This is a genomic window from Myxococcus sp. CA056, assembly GCF_013336715.1.
Taxonomy (GTDB): domain Bacteria; phylum Myxococcota; class Myxococcia; order Myxococcales; family Myxococcaceae; genus Myxococcus; species Myxococcus llanfairpwllgwyngyllgogerychwyrndrobwllllantysiliogogogochensis.
In genome coordinates, this window is sequence record NZ_JABUMT010000013.1 from 37,720 (window position 1) to 50,822 (window position 13,103).

At 70.1% G+C, this 13,103-nt stretch carries 10 protein-coding genes; 8 read left to right on the top strand and 2 right to left on the bottom strand.

Annotation, left to right across the window (positions count from 1 at the left end):
* Positions 1-32: 32 nt before the first annotated feature.
* Positions 33-1,460, top strand: coding sequence for a PLP-dependent aminotransferase family protein (locus HUA76_RS35020; protein WP_174463285.1), 1,428 nt, complete (start codon positions 33-35; stop codon positions 1,458-1,460).
* Positions 1,461-1,556: 96 nt separating this feature from the next.
* Here the strand turns inward: HUA76_RS35020 and HUA76_RS35025 are convergent, their stop codons facing one another.
* Entirely contained in the window at positions 1,557-1,940 is a 384-nt protein-coding gene (locus HUA76_RS35025) for a VOC family protein (RefSeq protein WP_174463286.1), read from the bottom strand.
* A gap of 109 nt (positions 1,941-2,049) precedes the next feature.
* Here HUA76_RS35025 and HUA76_RS35030 point away from each other — a divergent pair, with 109 nt between their 5' ends.
* The 4 genes from HUA76_RS35030 to HUA76_RS35045 all read left to right on the top strand — a co-directional run bounded on the left by HUA76_RS35030 (position 2,050) and on the right by HUA76_RS35045 (position 7,625).
* Complete coding sequence (locus tag HUA76_RS35030) at positions 2,050-2,649, top strand: DUF998 domain-containing protein (RefSeq protein ID WP_174459262.1); 600 nt, start codon at positions 2,050-2,052, stop codon at positions 2,647-2,649.
* 184 nt (positions 2,650-2,833) lie between these two features.
* On the top strand, positions 2,834-4,177 hold the full coding sequence (locus HUA76_RS35035) for a hydroxymethylglutaryl-CoA reductase, degradative (RefSeq protein ID WP_174459263.1): 1,344 nt from the start codon (positions 2,834-2,836) through the stop codon (positions 4,175-4,177).
* Positions 4,174-6,429: an MMPL family transporter gene (locus HUA76_RS35040; protein WP_174459264.1), complete on the top strand. Its 2,256-nt coding sequence runs from the start codon at positions 4,174-4,176 to the stop codon at positions 6,427-6,429. Before HUA76_RS35035 ends, HUA76_RS35040 begins: the two co-directional genes overlap by 4 nt.
* On the top strand, positions 6,426-7,625 hold the full coding sequence (locus HUA76_RS35045; RefSeq protein WP_141644668.1) for a glycosyltransferase: 1,200 nt from the start codon (positions 6,426-6,428) through the stop codon (positions 7,623-7,625). Before HUA76_RS35040 ends, HUA76_RS35045 begins: the two co-directional genes overlap by 4 nt.
* Here the strand turns inward: HUA76_RS35045 and HUA76_RS35050 are convergent.
* On the bottom strand, positions 7,568-8,974 hold the full coding sequence (locus tag HUA76_RS35050) for an NAD(P)/FAD-dependent oxidoreductase (protein ID WP_174463287.1): 1,407 nt from the start codon (positions 8,972-8,974) through the stop codon (positions 7,568-7,570). The genes HUA76_RS35045 and HUA76_RS35050 overlap by 58 nt on opposite strands.
* A 62-nt stretch (positions 8,975-9,036) precedes the next feature.
* Here HUA76_RS35050 and HUA76_RS35055 point away from each other — a divergent pair, with 62 nt between their 5' ends.
* From HUA76_RS35055 to HUA76_RS35065, 3 genes are all read left to right on the top strand, one after another.
* Positions 9,037-10,083 carry a squalene/phytoene synthase family protein gene (locus HUA76_RS35055; RefSeq protein WP_174459267.1) on the top strand — a complete coding sequence of 349 codons (1,047 nt, stop codon included), beginning with the start codon at positions 9,037-9,039 and terminating at the stop codon, positions 10,081-10,083.
* Positions 10,080-12,050 carry a 2,3-oxidosqualene cyclase gene (locus tag HUA76_RS35060; protein WP_174463288.1) on the top strand — a complete coding sequence of 657 codons (1,971 nt, stop codon included), beginning with the start codon at positions 10,080-10,082 and terminating at the stop codon, positions 12,048-12,050. Before HUA76_RS35055 ends, HUA76_RS35060 begins: the two co-directional genes overlap by 4 nt.
* Positions 12,051-12,194: 144 nt before the next feature.
* Positions 12,195-13,103, top strand: coding sequence for a DUF6310 domain-containing protein (locus HUA76_RS35065; protein ID WP_174463289.1), 909 nt, complete (start codon positions 12,195-12,197; stop codon positions 13,101-13,103).

Sequence of the window (13,103 nt, forward strand, 5' to 3'; positions counted from 1 at the left end):
TCTCACTGGGCCAATCTATGGAAGGCCCAGACATGGACCTTCACGTCGACCTCAAGGACCGCAGGGACCTGGCGGGGCAGATCTACCGGGGCCTGCGAGCGCAGATTCTCGACGGTCGCCTGCGCGGCGGAGAGCGGGTGCCGCCCACGCGCGAGCTGGCCCGGCGGCTGGGCGTGTCACGCAACACGGTGAGCGTCGCCTACGAGTGGCTGGGCGCGGAGGGGCTGCTCGCGGGGCGCAGCCGTGCGGGCAGCATCGTCCAGGAGCCGCCTCGGGAGCACGCCCCGCGAGGCAGGGCCTCCGCTGGAGTGAAGCTGCGCCCTCGGGCCATCTGGAGCGAGCTGCCCACCCCTCGCCCGCCCGAGCCCCCCGCGCGCCATGACTTCCGCGTCGGCATCCCCGACGCCGCGCTGTTTCCGTTCGAGACCTGGCGCCGATTGATGGCGAGGCAGTTGCGCGCCTCGGCGATGACGGCGGCCTACATGGACCCGTCCGGACAGCCCGAGCTGCGGGAGGCCGTGGCGCGCCACATCGGCGTGTCCCGAGGCGTGCGCGCCGACGCCACGGACGTGCTCATCACCCACGGTGCCCAGCAGGCGCTCGACCTCATCGGGCGCGTCCTGCTGGAGCCCGGAGACTGTGTCGCCGTCGAGGAGCCGGGCTACCCACCCGCGCGCCTCCTGTTCCAGTCGCTGGGTGCGCGCGTCGTGCCCGTTCCCGTCGACGCGGAAGGACTCGACGTGAGCGCGCTGCCGGACGACGCGCGCCTCGTCTACGTCACGCCGTCCCACCAGTTTCCGCTCGGCATCGTGATGTCACCGGCGCGAAGACTCGCGCTGCTCGACTGGGCCCGCCAGCGCGACGCGGTGGTCATCGAGGACGACTACGACAGCGAGTTCCGCTTCGGCGGCAGGCCGCTCGAGACGCTCCATGGCCTGGACCGCTCCGGGCGCGTCCTCTACGTCGGCTCGTTCTCCAAGGTGCTGCTCCCCGGGCTGCGCCTGGGATTCCTCGTCGCGCCGCCGTCACTCCAGCGGGAGCTTCGGCTGGCGAAGCAGGTGGCGGACAGCCACAGCCAGCTCCCCGCTCAGGCGGTCCTCGCGCGCTTCATCGACACCGGCCTGCTGGCCCGTCACCTGCGCAAGACGAGGCGCGAGTACGAGCACCGGCACGCGCGACTCACCGAAGGGCTCACGCGCCACTTTGGCTCCGGGCTCCGCCTGCTGCCCTCCGTCGCGGGCCTGCACCTGTGCGCGACCTTCGCGCGGGGTGGCGCTCGGCTGGAGAAGGCGCTCACCGGGCAGGCGCGCGCCGCGGGGGTCGGCGTGGAGGCGCTCTCCCCGTACTTCGCCGGCGCGCCGACGCGCCATGGCTGGGTGCTGGGCTACGGCGCGCTCACGGCGGACGGCATCGACGAGGGGCTCCGCCGCCTGCGCGCCAGTGTGGCCGGAGCGCTCTGAGCCCCGAGGCCCACCGCGACGGGACGCGAGTCGCGCCCGGCCGTGCCGCTCCGTGCCGCCGCGGCGCTCTGAGCCCGAGGCTCACCGCGACGGGACTCAGCCCCAGACGGTGGGTGGCGGCCCCTGGTCCGGGTTGTTCATCTTCACGATGCAGAAGCGATGGCCCGTGGGCGCCTCCATCACCCACCAGCGCTTCACCCAGCCGATGCGCCGGGCGCCCAGCGCCTCAAGGCGCGCGGCCTCCGCGTCCTGGTCGTCCGCCTCGATGTCCAGGTGGATGCGCGAGGGGTGCGAGACCTTCTGCAGTGCGGCGTGCAGCCCCATTGGAGTGTCCTGGAGGCCCACGTATTCGGCTCCACCCTCGACTTCGTGCTCGCCCACCCGGAGGCCCAGCGCCTGCCCCCAGAAGGTGGCGGCGGACCGCATGTCCCCGGTCTCACAATCGATGATGAAGCCCGAGAGTCGGCTGCGATGCGACATGACGCCCTCCTCATGGCGTAAGCCCCTGCAATCTGACGACGCCCCGGGCGCGGGGCTACCCCCATCGAATCCCCTTTCTCCGGGCCCCTTGCCCCCTTGGAATAAGCGCATGAACCCTGGGGTCTTCCTCGCCGCCCTGCTCGCCACGACGCTTACCGCCCTGCCGCCGTGGTGGTTCGCGCGACGGCGTCCCGGCTACAGCCACCTGCGCCACACCATCAGCGAGCTGGGCGCGTCGGGGGCTCCCGAGGCGAAGCGAGTGGCTTGGCTCGGCTTCGCGCCCGCGGGGCTCGCCGTCATGGGTTTCTCCGCCGTGCTCAACGCGCGGCTCGCGCCGGAGGGAGACGTCATCACCGGGCTCGCGCTGCTGTCGCTGCTGGGCGTCAGCTACGTGGGCGCGGCGGTGTTCCCCTGCGACGAGGGCGCGCCGTTCTGGGGCACCTGGAAGAATCAGATGCACAACCTGGTCGCCGGGCTGGGCTACTTCGGCGCGGGCGGCGGCCTCATCGAACTGCAGCGCGTGTTCGAGGACCTGCCCGCGCTGGCGTCGCTCTCCACGCTGACGGGCGCGGTGGGCAAGCTCGTCCTGCTCGGAATGGTCGCGCTGTCCTTCGAGTCACCCGTGCGCGGACTCATCCAGCGAACGGTGGAGTCGCTCGTGTTCGGATGGATGCTGCTCGTGGGCGCGTGGCTGATGCTCGCCCACTGAGCACGACGCTCGCACCCGAGGGAGGGGCAGGCACGCGGCGCAAAGGCCCAGGTGTCCACAGACGCGGGCCACGCCGTCCGCTCCTGGACCTCGCGACGTCCGAAAGCCCCAGGGCCCCTGCCCAACGCCGTCGGTCATCACCAGTTCCCATGGTGATTGACGGGCAGAGCAATGGGGGGCGTCTATGTCGGAAGTGGTGGACGAGGGATTGCCGCAAGTCCAACCGGGCACACTGTCCTCTCGCCTGCCAGGTTTCCACCGCCGCACCGTGGATGAGCGCTGGCGGGAACTGGCATTGCGCGGAGATGTCTCACCGGAGGAGCTGCAGGTGCTCAGGGCACTGGGCGCGCCGACCTTCGACGTCGTCAACCAGATGATCGAAAACGCGGTGGGCGTGTTCGCCCTGCCGCTGGGCCTGGGGCTGAACCTCACCGTCAACGGGCGCGACCACCTGGTGCCCATGGCCGTGGAGGAGCCGTCCGTCGTCGCCGCGGTGTCCTTCGCCGCGAAGGTGGTGCGTGAGGCCGGTGGGTTCACCGCCGACGCGGACGCCTCGATGATGATTGGCCAGGTGCAGCTCACCCGCTACGGCACGCCCGAGGTCGCTCGCTCGCGGCTGCTGGCGGGGCGGGAGCACCTGCTCGCCCTCGCCAACAGCTTCCACCCCGCGCTCGAGCGGCGAGGCGGTGGCGCGCGCGACGTGCAGGTGCGCATCCTCCCCGCGCCCGAAGGGCCCCAGGGCGAGCCGCTCTTCATCGTCCACCTGCTGGTCGACACGAAGGAGGCCATGGGCGCCAACCTCATCAACACCATGGCGGAGGGTGTCGCGCCGCTCATCGAGCAGCTCACCGGCGGCCGCGTCTTCGTGCGCATCCTGTCCAACCTCGCCGACCAGCGACTGGCGCGGGCCTCCTGTCGCATCCCGCTGGCGGCGCTGGCGGACTTCGGCCTGCCGGGTGAGGACATCGCCGAGGGCATCCTCCAGGCCAGCCGCTTCGCGGAGGCGGACCCCTACCGCGCGGCGACACACAACAAGGGCGTGATGAACGGGATTGATGCGGTGGCCATCGCCACGGGCCAGGACTGGCGGGCCATCGAAGCGGGCGCGCATGCCTATGCGTGCCGAGGGGGCCGCTACGGGCCGCTGTCCCGCTGGACGCTGGAGCAGGGCCACCTGGTGGGCCGCATCGAGTTGCCGCTCGCGCTGGGCATGGTGGGCGGGCCCATCAAGGTGCACCCCGGCGCGCAGCTCGGGCTCAAGCTCCTGCGCGTCACCAATGTGCGAGAGCTGGCCATGGTGTTCGCGGCGGTGGGGCTGGCGCAGAACTTCGCGGCGGTGCGCGCGCTGGGCTCGGTGGGCATCCAGAAGGGGCACATGGCGCTGCATGCCCGGTGCGTCGCGGTGACAGCGGGCGCGCGCGGCGTGGACGTGGAGAAGGTGGCGCGGCTGCTGGTGGAGCGCGGCAGCGTCAAGGTGGATACGGCGCGCGAAATCCTCGCATCGTTCCAGGAAGTCCCCGCGCCATGAGCGACGCGACAGCGTCACCCACCCTGTTCGCCCGGCTCGCCAGCGGTGTGCATCGGCACCGGAGCCGGGTGTTGGGGGGCGCCGTCGTGTTCCTGGCCCTGGCCATCTGGGTGCTACTCCAGGGAGGGCACCTCACCACCGGCACCATCGACGGCATCGAAGCCGCGAAGGCGGAGGCGCTGGCCCGGCCCGCCGCCGCGGGTTCGACGGACCAGACGCTGGCGGTCATCTTCCACCACGACACCTGGACGGTGGACGAGCCACGCTTCACGAAGGCCGTTACGGACGTCCTCGCGCGAGTACAGCGCCTGCCCGAGGTCGAATCGGTGGTGTCACCGGTGGGCGCCCCGCCGGCGTTGCGCGCCCGCTTCGTGTCGCGCACGGGCCACGACCTGCTGGCCCTGGTGCGGCTCAAGGGTGGCGAGCGCGAGGCCACCGCCGCGTTCCCCGCCGTGCGCGCCGCCGTGGAGGACCCGCGCCTCGACACGACGCTGACCGGCAAGGTGGCCTTCCTCGCCGCTCTCAACCAGTTGTTGGAGCATGACCTGCTGCGCGCGGAGCTCATCTCCTTCCCGCTGGCGCTGCTGGTGTTGCTGTGGGTGTTCCGGACGGTGGTGGCCGCCATGCTGCCGCTGGTGGTGGGCGGGCTCGCCGTCCTCTGTGGCGTGGCGGGCGTGCTGCTGCTCTCGCGCGTCACCAACATGGCGCAGTACACGCTCAACGTCGTCTCGCTCATCGGCTTGGGCGTGGCCATCGACTACTCGCTCTTCATCGTGAGCCGCTTCCGAGGCGAGCTCGCGCAAGGACTGACGACGGAGCAGGCGCTGACGCGCACCCTGGACACCGCGGGACGCGCGGTGGCGTTCTCCGGACTGGCCGTCACGGTGGGACTGGCGGGCCTGCTCTTCTTTCGCGGCTCGTACCTGAGCGCCATGGGTCTGGGCGGCGCGCTCGTCGTGGCCTTCGCGGTGCTCTTCGCGCTCACCGTCCTGCCCGCGCTGCTCTCCTGGCTGGGGCCGAGGGTGGACAAGGGACGGCTGCCCTTCGGCCGTTCCACGGGACGCGGTGGCATGTGGCACGCGCTGGCCACGTGGGTGATGAAACATCCCTGGCTCGTGCTGCTGCCCACGCTCGCGCTCCTGTTGGCCATGGGGCTGCCGTTCCGGCGCCTGGAGTTGGCGGCCACGGACATCACCGCGCTGCCTCCCGACACGGAAGCCCGCCAGGGCGCGGAGACGCTGGCCCGGCTGTTCCCACGCGAGGCCGCGACACGGGTGCTGGTGGCGGTGGAGTTTCCATCGGGCGACCCGTTCACACCGCAGCGGGCCTCCGCCCTCTACGACGCGAGCCGACGGTTCGCGTCGCTGCCTGGAGTCGTGGGCGTGGAGAGCGCGGTGGACCTGTCGCCCGGCATGGACAAGGCCGCCTATCAACAGCTGGCCGCCGCGCCCGCGGAGATGTTGCCCCCGGAGTTGCGCGTCGCGCGGGATGCGTACCTCACGGGCAACGTGGCGGTGCTGCAGGTGCTGACGTCCGCGCCCCCCAGCAGTCGTGAGGCGCGGGAGCTGGTCAAGGCGCTGCGCGCGGACCGCTCGGTGGGAGAGGGACGACTGCTCGTGGGCGGGCAGACCGCCACCGACGTGGATGCGACGGCCTTCGTGCGGCATCACACGCCCGCGGCCGTGGGCTTCGTGATGGGGATGACGTGCATCGTCCTCTTCGTGCTCCTGCGCTCGGTGGTGCTGCCCCTGAAGGCCCTGCTGATGAACCTGCTCTCGCTGGCGGGCTCGTTCGGGGCCCTGGTCTGGATCTTCCAGGAGGGGCACCTGCACCAGTTCTTGCGCTTCGAGCCCGGGCCCATCGAACCATCCCTTCCCATCCTGTTGTTCTGCGCCTTGTTCGGCCTGTCCATGGACTACGAGGTGCTTTTGCTCAGCCGCATCCGAGAGGAGTGGCTGCGCACGGGTGACAACACCCACGCGGTCGCGGAGGGGCTGGAGCAGACCGGCGGGCTCATCACCAGCGCGGCGGCCATCATGGTGGCTGTCTTCGCGGCCTTCGCGTTGGCGTCGGTGGTGGTGGTGAAGGCGATGGGGCTGGGCATGGCCATCGCGGTGGCGCTGGATGCGACGCTGGTCCGGGTGCTCATCGTCCCCGCGATGATGCGGCTGATGGGGGACCTGAACTGGTGGGGGCCTGGCCACCATGGGCATCCGCATGCGCGGAGCGAGGGGACGGAGGTGAGGCCATGAACACGCGAGACATGGCGTGGGTCGCGGCGGGAGCGGCGGCGCTGGGTGTGCTGGTCCATGGGCATCGGGGATTGATGGCCGGCCTGCGACGGCGTCCAGCCCCGTCCCCGAGGAAGTTCGAGCCGCCCTCGGTGACAATCATTCGTCCCATCCGGGGACTGGATGTGGAGGCGCGACAGAACGTCCGCGCGCTGCTGGATTTGGACTACCCCGGTGAGTGGGAGGTGCTCTTCGTCTTCGACAGCGAGGAGGACCCGGCGTTCGCCGTCACCCGGGAGGAGCTCGCCACCTACCCGACGGGCGCGAAGCGGGTGGAGCTGCTCGTGGCGGGAGAGCCGCCCCCCGGACTGACGGGAAAACTCAACGCCATGCAGATGGGCGTGGCGCGTGCGCGGGGCACGCTGCTGGCCTTCAGTGATTCGGATACGCGGCCCGCGCCCGGCGTGCTCACGGCGCTGGTGGGCGCGCTGCTGGAGGATGCACTGACGGGCGCGACGTTCGCTCCCATCTACGCGGCGGCGGAGGAGCCCCTCGCGGGTGACGTGGGTTATGGGCTCCTGGTGAATGCCTGGTACGGCTCGTCGGTCGCGCGCGCGGCGGGGCCTGACGGCGCGCTGCCCTTCATCATGGGGCAGTTGATGGTGTTCCGCCGCGAAGCACTCGAGGCCATCGGCGGCGTGGGATGTGCCGCCGGTCAGTTCGTGGATGACATGTACCTGGGGCGCAAGCTGCACGAGGTCGGGTGGAAGAACCGCGTCATCCATGCGCCCCTGCGCATCGTCACGGGACAACTGGAGCTGCGCGAGTTCCTGCGCATCTTCCGGCGCTGGGTCCTCTTCTCGGAGGCGGGCCTCCCCTGGAACTTCGCGCGCCCCAACTGGATACGCGGGGTGATGGGCTGGCTCGCGTGGGGAGGGCTGGCGGCGGCCGTCACGCGACGGGCCTGGGGACATGCGGCCCTGGCGTCAGTGCCGATTGGCTTCTCCGTGTGGAGCCAACTGCGACTCCAGCGGGCCTTCAACGGGCCGCGAATCGCCCCTCGGCATTACTGGGTGCCCGCGGTGCTGCCGTTACTGGGCGCGGGCGTGGCGCTGTCCGCGCGGCTGTCGCGCGAGGTGGACTGGCGAGGCCGGAGCTATCAGTTGGATGCGAAGGCGCGCCTGGGTGACACCCAGCCCGAGCGGGCCAGCGTGTAGACGGGACGGCGGACGCGGCGATGCCACCAGCTCCCCACCTGCTCCACCGTGCTCGCCACGGCATCCCTCAGGGGCGGTCCGACCGAGCGCAGCAACGGCACGGTGGCTCGGAGGCGGCCCCCCTGACGGCGCGACGAGCGTATCGCCACCAGGCCATGGCCGACGACGCACAGGTACTCGCGCGCCATCACCCGCATGCGCGACTCCTCGGAGGCGAGCAGGGCCATGGAGGCGCTGGCGCCCCTCGGGCTGTGCTCCCAGTAGTGCAACAATCCCAGGCGCAACGCGCGCATGCCTTCGTCCTGACCGGCGCAGGCGTCGTAGAGCGCGGAGGCCAGCGCGACACGGGTGCGCTGGGCCGGCCGCCGCTCTCGTGCGTAGCGTTCGAGCGCGCGAGGGAGGTCCTCCGGGTGGCGGCGCATCGCCTCCTGGAGAGCGCGCGCATCGTGGAAGCACGAGGCCATGCCGCTGCCGGTGAGGGGATGGCAACACGAAGCGGCGTCGCCCACCAGCACGGCGCTCCCCCTCCGCACCGTCTCCGCGAGCCGGTCGTCATTGGACGCCATGCGCGGAGCCAGTGGCCCCCCCAGCGACTGGAGAATCTCCGAGCGCAGCGCGGGGGGCAGCGTGCGCAGCAGCTCCGGCTGGGCCTTCAACGTCGCCGCGGTGCTGCCCAAGGGAAGGTCCACCATCACCCGCGCCACACCGGGCTGGATGGCGTAGGCCAGCGCGTAGACGGAGCCGCCGACGAACTGATGTCCATGGTCGGGGTGGGGCAGACAGGCGCTGTCCACCGTGACGCCCAGCATGGTGGAAATGCGCGTGAAGCGCTCGGCGATGCCCAGCATCCTCCGGACGGGCGACGCGCGTCCGTCCGCGGCCACCAGCAGTCGGGCGCGCACCGTGTGCTCGACACCGTCGTGGGAGAAGCGAAGGCGCACGCCGCGCGCGTCGTTCTGCTCCACGGCCGTCACGCGAGAGTGGGCCTGAAGGGTGACGCCAGGACGCCGGGCCACCGCCTCCAACAGGGGAACGGTGAGCGTGGCGTGCTCCAGCGACACCCCGGTGGCGCCGTGTCCATAGGGAAGGACGACGGTGCGCTCGGGCGCGGAGAAGAGGACCGCGAAGCCTCGCACGGGTTGCGAGGTCCACGCGTCCACGACGTCACCGAAGCCGAGACTGCGCAAGTCACGCACCCCGGTGGGGTGGAGCAGCTCGCCGGAGAGTTGCTTGTGGCGGTCCACGCCCGCGTCGACCAGCAGGACGGACAGGCCCAGCTCGGCGAGCGCCGCCGCCACCGCGCACCCCGCGGGGCCGCCCCCCGCAATCACCACGTCGACGTTCCGCACGCACGCCACCCCCATGACGCAACAACTAGTCATGGACACGACATGACGCAGTGGAGGAAGCCATGGTTGCTCTGGAAGAGTCGTTCTGCCGAACGGTGCTACCCCGGGTCTCCCGGACGTTCGCGCTGAACATCCCCTTGCTGCCCGAGCCCCTGGACCTCGCCGTCACGGTGGCCTACCTGCTGTGCCGCATCGCGGACACGCTGGAGGATGAAGCCCGCCTGCCGTTCCAGGAGGCGCTGTTCGAGGAGCTGGCGAGCCTCGTGGAGCTGAAGCCGGGTTGGGAAGGCCGCGCTCAGGCCTTTGCTCGCCGGGCAGGTGCCGCGCTGCGAGCGTCCGCCCCCGAGGCGGAAGTCGAATTGGTCGCGGGGACGTCCACGGTGCTGAAGACCCTGGCCTCGCTCCCCTCCTGGGTCCATCCCCACGTCGCGCGGTGTGTGCGCATCATGACCGACGGGATGAACCAGATTCAGCGGAGGTACGGAGGCGACGGGCCTGTCGTGGGGTTGCCCGACCTCCAGGCGTCCTTCGCTTATTGCTACTGCGTGGCGGGAGTCGTGGGCGAGATGCTGACCGGACTCTTCATCGCTTACTCGCCGCTCGTCACGCCGCCGCATCAGGCCCTGCTCGAACCGAGGGCCACCGCGTTCGGCAGGGCCCTGCAGCTCACCAACATCTTGAAGGACGTGCGCGAGGACCTGGACCACGGAAGGTGCTGGCTGCCGCTGGACCGGATGGCGGCATACGGACTGGAGCCCGCCACGCTCGCGCTGCCGAGCCACCGCGCGCGAGCGATGGCGCTGCACTCGGAGCTGGTGGCGGTGGCGCGCGGCGAGCTGGATGAAGCGCTCGAGTACTCCCTGGCGATTCCGCCCGAGGAGCCCGGCCTCCGGCTATTCTGTCTCTATCCCCTCTTCTTCGCGGTGCTGACGCTCAACGTGGTGGAGGGAAATCCCGCGGTGTTCGACCCCACGCCGGTGAAGCTCGGTCGGGATGCGGTGCGCACGCTGATGCTGCTCACGCAGGAGCGAGTGGCGTCGGATTCCGCGCTGCGAGCGCTCTACGTGGACTGCTCGCAAGCCGCTCAGGGGGTGGAGGCGGTGAGATGATTCAGCGGGCCCGCGACGTGCTTGCCCGGACCCAGGAGGCGGACGGCTCCTGGAAGGGAGACTACAGCGGGCCTCTCTTCTTGAGCCCGGTGTATGTGGCCGGGCTGTATGTGATGGGCCGTGCCCCGGACACGCGTACCCGCGAGGGATTGCTCACCTACCTTCGCCATCACCAGAACGCGGACGGAGGCTGGGGACTGGACGTGGAGTCACCGAGCCTCGTCTTCACGACGGTGCTCAACTACGTGACGCTGCGCCTGTTGGGCATCGACGCCGATGACCCGGGCCTCTTGCGCGCGCGGGACTGGTTCCTCCCTCGCGGTGGGCCGCTGGGCAGCGGCTCCTGGGGCAAGTTCATCCTCGCGCTGTTGGGCCTCTACGAATACGACGGGCTTGCCCCCACGCCGCCGGAGCTGTGGTTGCTGCCGCGCGCGCTGCCGTTCCATCCATCGCGGCTGTGGTGCCACTGCCGCATGGTGTACCTGCCCATGGGCTGGCTCTATGGCCGTCGGGCGCGCGCCACGGAGACGCCCCTGCTGGCCGAGCTGCGTCGCGAGCTGTATCCCCTGCCCTATGAGGACGTGGACTGGAGGGCGGCGCGAAACAGGGTGGCCGCCACCGATTCCTACACTCCGCGCAGTGCGTGGCTGCGCGCCGTGAACCGCGTGCTCGGGATTCATGAGCGGTTTCATTCCAGGCGGCTCCGCGCCCGCGCGATGGAGGAGTCACTGGAGCTGATTCGCGGTGAGGACGAGGCCACGCACTCCATCTGCATCGGGCCCATCAACAAGGTGCTCAACGCCGTGGTCTGGCACATCGCCCGCCCCGATGGACCCGAGGTGCGCGCCCACCTGGAGCAACTGCCGGACTACCTCCAGCGCACGAAGGAAGGCGTGACGTTCAATGGCTACAACTCCTCGCAGCTCTGGGACACCGCGTTCGCGGTCCAGGCGCTGGTGGCGTCGGGTGACGCGCAAGCACGGGACACCCTCGCGCGAGCCGCGCGCTTCCTCGAGTCCGAGCAGGTGCTGGAAGACTCGCCTCGCGCCGCGCGCAACTACCGACACCCGAGCCGGGGGGGCTGGCCCTTCAGCACTCGCGCCCATGGCTGGCCCATCAGTGACTGCACCGCGGAGGCACTGAAGGCATGTCTGCTGCTGGAGCCGCTGGGGCTCAACCGCGTGCCTCGCGAGCGACTGGCGCAGGCCGTGGAGTTCATCCTCTCGCTCCAGAATCGCGACGGCGGCTGGGCCACCTATGAACGCATGCGAGGCCCTCGCTGGCTGGAGCGGCTCAATCCCTCGGACGTGTTCGCCGGCATCATGGTGGACGCAAGCTACGTGGAGTGCACCTCCGCCTGTGTCCAGGCCCTTATCGCGTGGCGCCGGGCACACCCCTCGGCGCCTGTGGGTCGAGCCATCACACGAGGCTTGGACTTCCTTCGTCGCACGCAGCGGCCGGACGGAAGCTGGGAGGGCGCTTGGGGAGTGTGCTTCAGCTATGGCACGTGGTTCGCGGTGACGGGCCTCGTGGCCGGTGGCGTCCGGGCTGGAGACCCCGCGCTGCGCCGGGCGGTCCGCTTCCTCGAAGACCATCAGCGCGAGGACGGCTCCTGGAGTGAGACCGTCCAGAGCTGTCGCGAGCGTCGCTGGGTGGACGGGCCGACGGGACACGCGGTGACGACGTCATGGTCGCTGCTGTCACTCATGGCCGCCGGAGAGGGCGAATCGGAGGCCACTCGCCGGGGAGTGTCGTGGCTGCGCGCGCGACAAGACGGTGACGGCCGATGGCCACCAGAGCCGCGGGCGGGCGTCTTCAATCGCACCTGCGCCATCCACTACGACGCCTATCTGCGCGTCTTCCCGCTGTGGGCGCTGGCCGTGGCGGGACGCGAGGAGCACCGCGTTCTCGCGCCCTTCCAGGGCCCCGCGCGCCGCTACCCGGAGACCAGCAGCCTGACTCCGTAGGCCCCCCACTCCGCCGATGGCGCTCTCGAGTACCTCATCGCCCATCCCAGGGCGACAGAGGCCTCTCGTCCTTATCAAGTGCTGGCATACTCCAAGGGACCTTGTTGACCTGCGGTACCCGGGCCAGCCTGAAAGGACGTAGCCATGCGTCTCATCGCCGGCACCGCACTTCTGCTCTTCTTGTCGGCGTGCGCCGCATCGGCGCCAGGTTCCAGAGAGCGCGAGCCCTCGAACCCGCGGATCGCCAACCTGCGGCGAGCAGCACAACTGCCGTGGCGTGACGAGGGCCGGTGCGTCGTCGGTGAGGCCTCCCAGCCTTGGCCCGTGCTGGCGGAGCGGTGCTATCCAGCCCTCGACCATGACCGGATCCGTTTCAACGACCGGGCTGGAAGATGCGCCGTTGCCTCGGCGGGCACGGTTACCTTGGGAGTCGGCCTCTGTATCTTGGCTGCTCCCGAGATTGTCGTTGGCGCGGTGGTCGTCGTTGGTGTCGTGGTGGTGGGCTTTGCCATCAAGGAAGCGCTGGATGCCTACGAACCGCGGGGGAGCAACGCCGAAGAGCCAGAGGCTGATCCCCAAGCGAAGCCCACGATACAGGACGCCTCCGGGAATCGAACGCCCAAGCCCGAGACATCAGGACAGGATTGGTTTCCCCCTGTGCCGACCGATCCACGGGAGCGACAGCGCCGCCCTGAGTGCAGGCCGATTCCAGGGCCACCACGCGGAGGCAACGAGCCACATGATGTTTGCGCCAACAAGATTCCAGGCAACAGCTTCCCTGGCCTGAATGTACTCATCAACGGCAAGCACTTCGACGCACTCGTCCTCACCACTCGAACGATGTGGGAGGTCAAGACGGATGATTTCGAGAGACACTCACCTCACTCCCGGAGGTTCTTCGTCAAGATGAAGCTGGCCGAGATGCAGCGAGAGGCACGACTTGCAAAGGAGTGCGGCTATCACTTCCTCGTTGGAGTTCGCAGCGAGGCTCACAAGGCCGAACTGAGGCTGGCGGATCCTTCTCTCAATGTCGTCATCATGGATTGGTGTTGA

Bases quoted from the DNA above. Each gene is read 5' to 3' on its own strand.
- HUA76_RS35045 (WP_141644668.1), top strand. From the start codon at position 6,426: ATGAACACGCGAGACATGGCGTGGGTCGCGGCGGGAGCGGCGGCGCTG.
- HUA76_RS35055 (WP_174459267.1), top strand. From the start codon at position 9,037: ATGGTTGCTCTGGAAGAGTCGTTCTGCCGAACGGTGCTACCCCGGGTC.
- HUA76_RS35020 (WP_174463285.1), top strand. From the start codon at position 33: ATGGACCTTCACGTCGACCTCAAGGACCGCAGGGACCTGGCGGGGCAG.
- HUA76_RS35065 (WP_174463289.1), top strand. From the start codon at position 12,195: ATGCGTCTCATCGCCGGCACCGCACTTCTGCTCTTCTTGTCGGCGTGC.
- HUA76_RS35035 (WP_174459263.1), top strand. From the start codon at position 2,834: ATGTCGGAAGTGGTGGACGAGGGATTGCCGCAAGTCCAACCGGGCACA.
- HUA76_RS35025 (WP_174463286.1), bottom strand. From the start codon at position 1,940: ATGTCGCATCGCAGCCGACTCTCGGGCTTCATCATCGATTGTGAGACC.
- HUA76_RS35060 (WP_174463288.1), top strand. From the start codon at position 10,080: ATGATTCAGCGGGCCCGCGACGTGCTTGCCCGGACCCAGGAGGCGGAC.
- HUA76_RS35040 (WP_174459264.1), top strand. From the start codon at position 4,174: ATGAGCGACGCGACAGCGTCACCCACCCTGTTCGCCCGGCTCGCCAGC.
- HUA76_RS35030 (WP_174459262.1), top strand. From the start codon at position 2,050: ATGAACCCTGGGGTCTTCCTCGCCGCCCTGCTCGCCACGACGCTTACC.